The following is an 11,684-nucleotide window of genomic DNA, read 5'->3' on the forward strand; positions in this document are numbered from 1 at the left end:
CTATTTCATCGATAAATTGCAAATTAAATCTAAAATTCTACTTGAATAGCCTGTTTCATTATCGTACCAACCTACAATTTTTATCATATTACCAATAACCGATGTCATTTGAGCATCAAATATGCAGGAATGTGTGTTGCCAACAATATCTATGGACACAATTGGGTCTTCGGTATATTGAAGAATACCTTTAAAATGAGCGTTAGCTGCTTTTTGAAAAGCACTATTAATATCTTCAATGGTAACGGTTTTTTCTACATTAAAGGTAATGTCTGTTAATGATCCATTAGCCACAGGGACTCTAATACCACAACCTCCAATCACATCTGATAATTCTGGAAATATTTTAGTTAAGGCCTTAGCGGCACCAGTTGTTGTTGGAACAATAGATTGGCCTGCTGCTCTTGCACGTCTTAAATCCCTATGAGGTTGGTCATGCAAACTTTGATCTGTAGTGTATGAATGCACAGTCGTAATATAGGCCTGCTTAACACCGCAGAGTTCATTAATTATGCTAATCATGGGTGCTGCATTATTCGTGGTACAGGACGCATTAGATAAAATTAATTCTGTACCATTTATATCATCATCATTAACACCTAGTACTACTGTTTTTATATCATCTTCAATAGGTGGAACCGATAAAATCACCCGTTTAGCACCGTTATTAATATGATGATTTAAATCTTTTGAAGTTTTAAATTTTCCAGTAGCTTCAATAACGAAATCTACATCAAATGGTGTCCAATCAATATATTTTGGATGCTCATTGTTAAGCAATGGTATGTCACGACCATTTAAAACAATACAATTTTGAGTTGCTGAAATGTCATGAGAAGACACACCATGAATACTATCATATTTTAAAAGATGACCTAAGGTTCTTGCATCTGCAAGATCATTAATGGCTACAACAAGAATATCATCTCGGTCTTGAATGAGTCTAAACACGCGCCGACCAATACGACCAAATCCATTTATTGCAACTCGAATCATTAATTAATATGTTTTTGCGCTTTATATGAAGATCTCACGAGAGCACTACTTTCAACATGACGAAACCCTAGATCTAAACCAATTTGTTTATATTCATCAAATTGATCGGGTTGTATAAATTGCTTAACTGGTAAGTGCTTTTTACTTGGTTGTAGGTATTGTCCAATAGTAACTACGTCAACATCATTCTCTCTTAAATCATGAAGCGTTTCAATAACTTCTTTTCTTGTTTCACCTAAGCCCAACATAATACCAGATTTTGTTCTACGTTGGCCTTGTTGTTTTAGGTATTTAAGTACATGCATACTTCTATCATATTTAGCTTGTATACGAACCTCACGGGTTAAACGTCTTACTGTTTCAATATTGTGTGATACAACTTCTGGCGCAACGTCAATAATTCTGTCTATATGTTGCTCAATGCCCTGAAAATCTGGAATAAGTGTTTCTAAGGTGGTTTCGGGATTCATGCGCCTTACCGCTTTTACGGTTTCACTCCACATGATGCTTCCCATGTCCTTTAAGTCATCTCTATCAACACTAGTTAAGACTGCATGTTTGATACTCATTATTTTTATTGATCGGGCAACTTTTTCAGGCTCATCCCAATCTACAGTTTCTGGTCTTCCCGTTTTTACGCCACAAAAACCACAGGAGCGCGTGCATACATTTCCTAAAATCATAAAAGTAGCTGTTCCTTCTCCCCAGCATTCACCCATGTTAGGGCAACTTCCCGATGTGCAAATTGTATTGAGTTTATACTTGTCAACAAGACCTCTTAATTCGGTGTATTTTTTTCCAGTTGGAAGTTTAACACGAAGCCATTTTGGTTTGGGCTGACGTCCTACTATTGGTTTTGATTCGGTATTTGTATCCATCTACTTTAATTAGAGACCTCAAAGATACGAAGTATTCTCTTAATTATTCGTTTAAAGTAATTGAGTTAGCCAATCATAAAATTGAGTAAACATATCTATATTTAGGACGATATACCATAGGCTAAAACCAACTAAAAATAGCAGTCCCAGCCAACTCAGAACATGAATACGTTTTGAAGGGCGCCATTCTTTTGGTGTATGCTTGCTAGAAATAAGAACGTAATTAGCAATAGCATACAGAGGAGCTGTAATAAACGACAAAACGGTGGCTATTGTAATAAGTAATGCCATATCAGACTGAAAGAAAAAGAAGATAAGTATGGTTCCTAACATTAAGATTAAAAGCCATAATAAATAGGATCGTTTTATAAGGTTGCCAACCAATAATTGTGTTGTTTTGGCCATGGCTCTTGGTGATGCATCTAAGGTAGTGAGTGTTGTGCTAAACATTGTTGTAAAAGCGGCAATTCCAATAATGACATAAGACCAATTTCCTAAACTAGAGGTATACATTGAAATGAGCTGATTAGAAAAATCCTTGGCATTTCCACTAAAGTTCTCTCCACTGTTAAACATAATTAAAGCGCCTAATGTTAAAAATCCAAGCCCTAATATAATAGTTGCAAAATAGCCTACGTTGAAGTCGAAAAGCGAAGATTTAACAGAGAATGTTGTGTCTTCTTTTTTCTTCTCAATTGCCCAAAGTGAGTGCCAAACTGAAATATCTAAAGGAGCTGGCATCCAGCCCATAAAGGCAATAAGAAAACCAAATTCCATGGCGTTTGGAAATATTTGAGTAGTAGTTATTGATTTTTCTAAATTATTGAAAGCAAAGAACACCGCTACTATAGTGCTTATTGTTAATGTAATAATGATAAATTTCATCAATTTGTCTAGAAAACTATACTTTCCAATAGATAATATCACAAAACAAATACCAAGTATAATAACGGTCCATATTTCAGTAGATATTGAAAATCCAAAAATGGATTTAGCTAGGCCTGCCGTAACAATAGTTACTGCAGTTTGAATTGTAAACATTGTGGCAAATGTTAGAATGAAATATGTAATTAAGACACCTTTGCCTAGTTTTCTATAGCCATCTAAAAGTGTTTCTCCAGTGGCCATCGCGTAACGTGGACCAAACTGGAAAAAAGGATATTTGAAAATGTTCACCAGTAACAAAGCCCAAATTAACCCAAAACCAAAATCGGCTCCTGCTCTTGTAGATTGAACAAGATGAGACACACCAATTGCAGCTCCTGCAAACAATAAACCTGGGCCAATTTTTTTAAGATTAAAAGCCATTATTCTTTTTTGATAATCTCAGCAAGTAACTTTTTAGCTCTTAGTAGCTTTACCTTAACATTATTAATAGGCTCATCTAAATATTGAGAAATTTCTTTATAACTCAATTCTTGAAAATATCTCAAATTGATGACTTCCTGATAATGCGGTTTTAGCTTTTTGATATCTCGCAGCAGTTTAGCTAAGTTTTGTTCGGTTATTAACTTGTCTTCTGGTGAAGGAGATTCATCAATTATTGTATAGAATTCATCATCTTCATCACTGTTGGATCGACTGGATATTGTTGATTTTTGTTTTCTAACCAGATCAATATGAATGTTTTTAGAAATGGTTATTAGCCATGTTTTGAATTCATATTTATCATTGTAAGTATTAATTTTATCAAAAGCCTTTGAAAAGGTCTGAATGGTAATGTCTTCAGCATCATTCTCATTTTCAGTACGTTTTAATTGAAAGCCAAATACCATATTCCAGAACTTGTCTAGTAGAAAATTGAAAGCAATTTGATCATTTTTTTTAGCTTTTTTTATAGCGTCTTTTACTTCCAATGGTGTGGTTTTGATAAGAGATTTTTTATAAATATAAAGAATTGAAAAGTAATTAAAAACAATTCTAGAAACGGAATAAATAGCATTAAGTCTTTTTCTTTAAGTTTTGCTGCAGCAGAGTAAAGTGTTGTATACTGGATAATAAACCTTAGAGATACTAACGCTATAACAAGTTGCCATTGATGCATGGCGACGATTAGGGTAATGGCTAGAGCCCAAAACAAAAATTGCGAACAGTAAAAACAAGTTAAAAGTATTTTATGCTTTAGTTTATAATGAGTGGCAGTGCTTATATGTCGTCTTTTTTGAAGAAACCAAGATGAAAATGTCTTTTTAGGAACAGACTCTGTAAAACTTTCTTTGGTTATACAAATGGCAGTGTTTGATAATGTTGCGACTTGATTTACAAATAAATCATCATCTCCCGATCGTATATTCATATGATTCATAAAACCGTTGGCCTCGTAAAATAGTTCTCTTTTATAGGCGAGATTTCTTCCCACAGCCATATACGTCTGCCCAATAAGCGTGTATGAAAAGTACTGAACGGCTGTCATAAAGGTTTCGAACCTAATCAGTGCGTTTAGAAATGACCCTTTAATTTTTTGATAAGGACCATAGCCTAAGACGAGTGCTTTTTTAGAATCAAAATGTTCGGTCATTTTGCTAATCCAATGTTTAGATATAGGCTTGCAGTCTGCATCTGTAAATAAAAGTGTATTGTATTTGGCTGCTTTAATCCCTAATGTTAGGGCATATTTTTTATTGCCCCAAAACGCTTCAATAGGTTTTACATCTACAATTTTAATATTGTCATGATTTTGCGCAAAACTTTGCATTACAACCAAAGTATTGTCTGAAGAATAATCATTAATAAGAACCACTTCAAAATTAGGATAGGATTGAGAAAGAATAGAAGGTAGATTGGTTTCTAAATTTTCAGCTTCATTCTTTGCACATATGATTACTGAAATAGGTAAGTTTTTAGGCGATGTCTTTTTTCGTTTCAGCGTAGCAAACCTACCGAAGATAATTCCGTAGTAAATGACTTGAATGACAACAATGCCAATAAAAACGTAGAAGAATACGTCAAAAAGAAGCAACAATGGTTATGAGTGTTGAGGTTCGTTACAATTCTCAAACTGGTCTGGCGTTTTTCCGCAAAAACCGCATGCTTCACCTTCTTGATTAAGCATTGGGTTTTGACTAGCGCAAGTACCAGCGAATTTTCCATCTTTTTTAGCCCATATTTTAATTGCTATTCCCGCAACCCCTAAACCTAAAAGTACCAAAGTAATAAGAACGAGTTTCATCTGCTTCTAATTATTGTTTTTGTTTGTGCAAAGATATAGATTTTGTATATCATTTAATCATAATTATGTACTCTATTCGAGGCAATTAGCCTTTAATTGTGACTTCGAGATTTGTTTAAGTGTCTTATAATTAATAAATTAAACTTTTAACTAACTAATATTAATTATTATGAAAAAATTATTTGCTGAATTCTTCGGTACGTTTTGGCTTGTTTTTGGAGGTTGTGGTAGCGCATTATTTGCTGCGGCATTTCCAGAATTAGGTATTGGCTTTGCTGGAGTAGCATTAGCGTTTGGTTTAACAGTATTAACCATGGCTTTTGCGGTTGGTCACATTTCTGGGGGACATTTTAATCCTGCAGTATCATTCGGACTTTGGGCAGGAGGGAAATTTCCGGCTAAAGATTTAATTGGTTATATCATTGCTCAACTCGTTGGCGCCTTTGTTGCCGCAGGTGTTTTATATATGATTGCGACTGGTAAGGAAGGCTTTGTTATTGATAATACACAGGCAGGAGCTTTTGCTGCGAATGGGTATGGTGATTTGTCTCCAGGAGGCTACTCTATGATTGCAGCTTTAATTGCTGAGTTTGTATTGACAATGTTCTTCTTACTTATTATTTTAGGAAGTACAAATGTAAGAGCTCCTAAAGGATTTGCTCCTATTGCAATTGGTCTTGGATTAACACTAATTCATTTAATTAGTATTCCTATTACAAATACATCGGTAAACCCTGCACGTTCAACAAGTCAGGCCGTAATAGCTGGAGGCGACTTTGTTCCGCAACTATGGTTATTTTGGGCAGCACCAATAGCAGGAGCTATAATTGCAGGCTTAATTCATAAAGCATTTTTTGATAAAGAATAGTTGATCTGTTTTTAACAAAAAAAAAGCCACTTTAAATTTAAAGTGGCTTTTGTATTTATAAGAAATAACTTAGTTGTTTCTGTTCTTTAATTCTATTTCTGCAACCGCATTATCAGATTTATTGGCATTTTCCTTAGGTCCAATGGTAATGCTTAATCCAAGAGCGTCTTCCATATAAGGTACAGACTGCATGTTTTTTTCTGAAGGATCAAGAATACCAAGACTTACAAAATGATCTTCCATTTCTGCCCAAAGGTGAATGAATTGATCTTCAGAAAGCTGAGGTAGGGACACAACGTCAATCATAGATGTTTTTTCAACAGCGTTAATATAAGCTACTGTTTTTAAATCCTTTGCACGTGCATTTCCTCTTAGGACATATTTTTCAGTTTCAGGGTTGTTAAGTTTCAAAAACTGACGCATTAAGTTATCTAACTTTTTGTTATTGTCCTCAATATCACTGCGTAAATCAAAAATTTCGTCAACCACAACTTGATTTTCTTTTAGTAACTCCTGATTTTGTTGATGCTTCATATAATAACCACCAGCAAAAAGTAAAGCAACTATACTAGCCGCAATACCATACCATGGTGTTCTTCTACGATTTGGAGAGTTCAGTGTAACCACTGGAGTTGCCTCTTCCTGTAATTCGGTCTTAACAGTATCTAAAATGAATTTGGGCGCTTCTACAGCACCAGCTTTAGCTAAAATCTCAAGATTATCCTGTAACCTTAAGTATTCGCTCTCCACTTCTGGATACGTTTCTATGTAATGTTCTACTTTCAGACTTTCTGAAGCAGATGTTTCATCTAGTATATACTTGTCAAGTAAACCAGATTGAAAAAAAGTATGTAATTTTTTTTCCATTTCTTAATTTATTTCTGGATCATAGACCTTTTTGAGCTCTCGTAATCCAATTTTTAATCTAGACTTTATTGTACCTAACGGAATATCAAGTTCTTCACTTGCCTCTTGCTGGGTCATACCCTCAAAAAACAAGGCTTTCAAGACTATTTGGTACTTTTCGTCTAATCGCGCAACGTGCTCTTTTAAATCCAAAACATCTTGGTTTAAACTCGCTGTTGGTAAGATATATACGTTTGATTTGTCAATTTGGACTTCTTTTTCAAATCTATTGTTAAAACTACGCAGTTTATCTATGGCCGTATTTTTGGCAATTCTAAAGAGCCAAGTAAACAATTTGGCTTTTTTCGAATCGTATTTTTTGGAGTTTTTCCAAACCTTAACAAACGTTTCTTGAAGTGCGTCTTGAGCAAGTTCTTCATTAATAGTTACCTTTAAAATCACACCATATAGGCTGTCTGCATAATTTTCATAGAGAAGATTAAGAGCTTTTTTGTCTCCTTTGGCGAGAAGATCTACTATTTGTTGTTCTAATGAAGTACTCAAAAAGTAAAAAATATTTGTTTTAAACGTCCAAAATTAAATTTCGTACGTATATAGATTAAGGTGGTAAAATTAGTAAAATAATACTAGAACGGAATTTAATCCATTTAACATATAATTTCTGTGGAATAGAATTTTTTCTTCCTAAAAGAAAATTGATTAATAGCATTTTCAAAAACTATTCTGTAGTGAACAATAAGCCTCATGTTATGGGGCTTTTTTGTTAGATAATATTAACTTCTGCTTCTATGTTAATATCGAAAATACGGGCTACTGTATCCTGAATTAAAGCGGATAGTTTTAAAATATCAGAACCATTTGAACCACCATAATTTACTAGAACTAAGGCTTGTTTTTTATGAACACCATAGGTGCCAAAGGTTTTACCTTTAAATCCAGCATATTCAATAAGCCAACCTGCAGGAATTTTAACGTCATCCTTTGAGACAATATAATGTGGCACATCTGGGAAGTTCTCCTTCAGTTTCAAGAAGTCTTTAGAGGAAATAATAGGGTTTTTAAAGAAACTTCCAGAGTTTCCGATTTCTTTTGGGTTAGGTAGCTTACTTTCTCTTATGGCAATTACAGCCTTTGATACATCTTTAATCGTTGGTTTGCTAACCTGCATGCGTTCTAACTCAGATTGAATAGCACCATAATTAGTGTGTAAACTGTGAACGTTGACACTTAGATTAAAAACAACACTTACAATAATATATTTACCCTTAGCCTGTTGTTTGAAAATAGAATTTCGATAATCAAAACCACAATCTTCTTTTGTAAATGTCTCAATATTAAGTGTGTCTAAATTTAAGGCATCACAAGAGTGAAAAACATCTTTTAATTCTACACCATAAGCGCCAATATTTTGAATTGGACTGGTACCAACATTTCCAGGAATAAGCGACAGGTTTTCTAATCCACCGAAGTCTTTTTCAAGTGTCCATAAAACGAACTCATGCCAATTTTCGCCAGCCATTGCTTGAACTAATACTTCAGAATCAGATTTAGCTATAATGTCTTTGCCTTTAATGTTTAAATGGATAACAAGACTGTCTACGTCTTTAGTAAGCAACATATTGCTTCCGCCTCCCAAAATAAATTTATTAGGAGTATGTTCCAACGCATAAATTGCTTTTAGATCTTCAACAGAATTAACCGAAACAAATTGTTTGGCTTTAACATCAATTCCAAAAGTGTTGTACGGTTTTAGCGATATGTTATTTTGAATTTGCACTAATCTTTATATACTTTAAGAGCCTCTTTTATAATGTTTACAGCTTTTTTTAGTTTATCAGTATTAAGAACGTAAGCAATTCGTATTTGGTTTAAACCAACACCTGGAGTACTATAGAATCCAGCCGCTGGAGCTACCATAACGGTTTCCCTATCAACATCAAAAGATTCTAACAACCATTGTGCAAACGCATCAGAATTTTTAATTGGAAGTTCCGCGATACAATAAAACGCACCTTTCGGATTTGCAACCTTAACACCATCAATCTTGCTAAGTTCTTCAATTAATACATTTCTGCGTTCAACATACTCTTCAATGACATCGTCAAAATAACTCGGTGGTGTATCTAAGGCGGCCTCACTCGCTATTTGTGCTAGTGTAGGTGGGCTTAAGCGGGCTTGTGCAAATTTTAATGCTGTTTTTATAACGGCTTTATTTTTTGAAACAAGGCATCCAATTCGAGCGCCACACATGCTGTATCGTTTTGAGACAGAATCTATGACTATAGCATAATCTTCTAAGCCTCCTTCTTGTAATATGGAGTAGTGTTTAGCTCCATCATAAGCGAATTCTCTATATACTTCATCTGCAATTAAAAACAGATCATGCTTTTTTACAATACTTGCTAACTTTTGTATTTCTTCTTTTGAATAGAGGTACCCAGTTGGGTTTCCAGGGTTGCAAATAAGTATTGCTTTGGTTTTAGGTGTAATTAACTTTTCAAACTCTTCTATCGGAGGTAGTGCAAAATTGTTTTCAATTTTTGAAATTACAGGAACAACAGTTACGCCTGAGGCTGTAGAGAAACCATTGTAATTAGCATAAAAAGGCTCAGGGATAATTACCTCGTCATCAACATCCATGATGCTTCCAAAAGCAAATAATAGAGCTTCGCTACCACCAGTAGTTACAATAATGTCATCGTGATTTACATGAATATCGTTATTTGCGTAATAGTTCGCAATTTTTTGACGATAAACTTCCGACCCTTCTGAACGACTATAAGCTAAAATATCTATGGAACTATTTTTAACGGCATCTATAGCAGCTTTAGGTGTATGAATATCTGGCTGACCAATGTTTAAATAATAAATATCTTTCCCATTTTTCTCTGCATTCTCAGCAAACGGGACTAGTTTACGTATTGGAGATTCTGGCATCGCACCTCCCTTTTTGGAAATCGTTGGCATGTTTATTTATTTAGATGGTAAAGTTCTGAAAATTATCTTAAATTTTATTTAAAAAATTGAGGTAAAAACTAATCATGAACTAAAGATTTGTAACTTGTTATTTATACTTATGATTTTTTCAAAAAAAACATACGCGTTTATTCTGTTGTTTGTAATGAGTTTTACCTTTTCATTTGGTCAAGGTGATTTTAATTTGCCAAAACGCAAAACAGACAAGATAAGGTTTCAACTTATTAATAATCTTATGATTATTCCTGTAGAAATAAATGGGGTTAAGTTGTCATTTTTACTTGATACAGGGGTAAGTAAACCTTTGTTGTTTAACATTACAAATACCGATTCTCTTCAGATTAACAATGTAGAGACTATTTTTATACGTGGTCTTGGTGATGGTGAGTCTGTAAAAGCTCTGAAGTCTAATAACAACTTTTTTAAAATTGGTAATGCTGTTAATATCAATCAGGATGTATATGTTGTTTTTGATCAGAACATTAATTTTACGCCACGTCTTGGTGTTCCAGTTCATGGCATTATAGGTTATGATTTATTTAAAAACTTTGTGGTTGAAATAAATTACAGATCGAAATATCTAAAACTTCATAGGAAAGGTTCTTACGAATATAAATCCTGTAAGAAATGTGAAACTTTTAATTTGTCTTTTTACAATAATAAGCCTTATATAGATTTGAAAACCAAGTTTGGCGATAAAGACGTTCCGGTGAAACTATTGATAGATACAGGTAGTAGTGATGCTTTGTGGTTGTTTGAAGATGAGAAGCATGGAATTTCTAGAACCCATCATAACTATTTTCGTGACTTTTTGGGTAGAGGATTAAGTGGAAATGTTTATGGCTTGCGATCGATTGTTAAGTCGTTAAGCCTAAATAATTTTGAATTAAATGATGTTAATGTCGCTTTCCCAGACTCGTTAGCAATAAGCTATGCACGACGTCATAAAGAGCGAAATGGAAGTATTGGTGCTGAAATGTTAAGACGCTTTAATCTCATTATTGATTACGGAAACTCTAAGATCACGTTAAAGAAAAACTCTAATTTTAAGGCTGGATTTCAGTATAATCGAAGTGGCATTGTATTAGAACAAAATGGTGTTAGAGTAGTAAGAGAACTCACTAAAAATGCTGTGTTGGATTCCTATGGACAAAATAGGGAAGGCGTTGCAATTGATCTGGTACAGTCATACCAATTCAAACTAAAGCCTGCATTTACCATTGTTGACATAAGGAAAGGGTCTCCTGCCGAACGCGCAGGCTTGCAAATAGATGATATTGTCTTAAGAATTAACGGAAAAGAAGCACATCTACTAAAACTTCAGGAAGTTATAGCATATTTTAGAGAACGTCCAGGTAAGTCGATAAGACTTAAAATTGAGCGAAACAAACAAATTATGAATTTCGATTTTAAACTTGAAGATGTTTTTAAAAAAAAGAACCCCCTAAGTAAATAGAGAGTTCTATAAGTTTTATTTAATATAACTGGATTACTGTTCCATTACACTTTTATTTTTCTTCTCTAAAACACTCGTTTTACTAGGGTCAACTACTAAACCTTTTATTTTTAAGGCTACAGTAGGCGTGTCGGCATTAGAAGTCACAGTTATAGTTTTTCTAATAGGATTTACTCTATTAGTATCATACTTTACTTCAATTTGTCCAGTTTCACCAGGCATAATAGGCCCTTTAGGTTTTTTAGGTACAGTGCAACCACAAGTTGACTTTACATTAGAAATAATAAGTGGTGCATTTCCAGTGTTAGTAAATTCAAATACTCTTACACCATCAGAACCTTTTTCTATGGTTCCATAATCAATTACATCTGTTTTAAATTCAATTTTCGCTACTTTTTCTTGAGCATAAACACCTATGCTTAAGAACGCTACACATAAAATTACTACTAAATTTTTCATCATTTTAATTTTAAA

General features: G+C 33.9%; 13 protein-coding genes. 2 read left to right on the plus strand and 11 right to left on the minus strand.

Features of this window, described 5'->3' with window-relative positions; translation table 11 throughout:
* From gap to Q0787_RS09825, 6 genes are read right to left on the minus strand one after another with little or no spacing between them, the layout of a single operon-like run.
* Positions 1-996 carry a type I glyceraldehyde-3-phosphate dehydrogenase gene (gap, locus tag Q0787_RS09800; protein WP_298902368.1) on the minus strand — a complete coding sequence of 332 codons (996 nt, stop codon included), beginning with the start codon at positions 994-996 and terminating at the stop codon, positions 1-3.
* Positions 996-1,874, minus strand: coding sequence for a lipoyl synthase (lipA, locus tag Q0787_RS09805; protein WP_298902370.1), 879 nt, complete (start codon positions 1,872-1,874; stop codon positions 996-998). The genes gap and lipA overlap by 1 nt, the downstream gene beginning before the upstream one ends.
* A gap of 51 nt (positions 1,875-1,925) precedes the next feature.
* On the minus strand, positions 1,926-3,182 hold the full coding sequence (locus tag Q0787_RS09810; protein ID WP_298902371.1) for an Nramp family divalent metal transporter: 1,257 nt from the start codon (positions 3,180-3,182) through the stop codon (positions 1,926-1,928).
* On the minus strand, positions 3,182-3,730 hold the full coding sequence (locus Q0787_RS09815; RefSeq protein ID WP_298902372.1) for a sigma-70 family RNA polymerase sigma factor: 549 nt from the start codon (positions 3,728-3,730) through the stop codon (positions 3,182-3,184). Before Q0787_RS09815 ends, Q0787_RS09810 begins: the two co-directional genes overlap by 1 nt.
* Positions 3,721-4,833, minus strand: a complete 1,113-nt coding sequence (locus Q0787_RS09820; RefSeq protein WP_298902374.1) for a glycosyltransferase — start codon at positions 4,831-4,833, stop codon at positions 3,721-3,723. The genes Q0787_RS09815 and Q0787_RS09820 overlap by 10 nt, the downstream gene beginning before the upstream one ends.
* Positions 4,834-4,839: 6 nt before the next feature.
* Positions 4,840-5,043 (minus strand): membrane or secreted protein, encoded by a 204-nt coding sequence (locus tag Q0787_RS09825; protein WP_298902375.1) that lies wholly within the window; start codon positions 5,041-5,043, stop codon positions 4,840-4,842.
* 169 nt (positions 5,044-5,212) lie between these two features.
* Here Q0787_RS09825 and aqpZ point away from each other — a divergent pair, with 169 nt between their 5' ends.
* On the plus strand, positions 5,213-5,911 hold the full coding sequence (gene aqpZ, locus Q0787_RS09830) for an aquaporin Z (RefSeq protein WP_298902376.1): 699 nt from the start codon (positions 5,213-5,215) through the stop codon (positions 5,909-5,911).
* 69 nt (positions 5,912-5,980) lie between these two features.
* Here aqpZ and Q0787_RS09835 read toward each other — a convergent pair whose 3' ends face one another.
* From Q0787_RS09835 to Q0787_RS09850, 4 genes are all read right to left on the minus strand, one after another.
* On the minus strand, positions 5,981-6,778 hold the full coding sequence (locus Q0787_RS09835; RefSeq protein WP_298902378.1) for an anti-sigma factor: 798 nt from the start codon (positions 6,776-6,778) through the stop codon (positions 5,981-5,983).
* A gap of 3 nt (positions 6,779-6,781) precedes the next feature.
* Positions 6,782-7,321 carry an RNA polymerase sigma factor gene (locus tag Q0787_RS09840; protein ID WP_298902379.1) on the minus strand — a complete coding sequence of 180 codons (540 nt, stop codon included), beginning with the start codon at positions 7,319-7,321 and terminating at the stop codon, positions 6,782-6,784.
* A gap of 220 nt (positions 7,322-7,541) precedes the next feature.
* Positions 7,542-8,555, minus strand: a complete 1,014-nt coding sequence (gene murB, locus Q0787_RS09845) for a UDP-N-acetylmuramate dehydrogenase (RefSeq protein ID WP_298902380.1) — start codon at positions 8,553-8,555, stop codon at positions 7,542-7,544.
* Positions 8,555-9,745, minus strand: a complete 1,191-nt coding sequence (locus tag Q0787_RS09850; protein ID WP_298902381.1) for a pyridoxal phosphate-dependent aminotransferase — start codon at positions 9,743-9,745, stop codon at positions 8,555-8,557. The genes murB and Q0787_RS09850 overlap by 1 nt, the downstream gene beginning before the upstream one ends.
* Before the next feature lie 154 nt (positions 9,746-9,899).
* Between Q0787_RS09850 and Q0787_RS09855 the strand changes: the two genes are divergently transcribed.
* Positions 9,900-11,210, plus strand: a complete 1,311-nt coding sequence (locus tag Q0787_RS09855; protein ID WP_298902382.1) for an aspartyl protease family protein — start codon at positions 9,900-9,902, stop codon at positions 11,208-11,210.
* A gap of 33 nt (positions 11,211-11,243) precedes the next feature.
* On the opposite strand, the gene Q0787_RS09860 is transcribed toward Q0787_RS09855, so the two are convergent.
* The gene (locus Q0787_RS09860) at positions 11,244-11,669 is read right to left on the minus strand and encodes a DUF1573 domain-containing protein (protein ID WP_298902726.1); all 426 of its coding nucleotides are present in this window, start codon (positions 11,667-11,669) and stop codon (positions 11,244-11,246) included.
* Positions 11,670-11,684: the final 15 nt, after the last annotated feature.

It is taken from the genome of uncultured Psychroserpens sp. (assembly GCF_947492715.1).
GTDB lineage: Bacteria > Bacteroidota > Bacteroidia > Flavobacteriales > Flavobacteriaceae > Psychroserpens.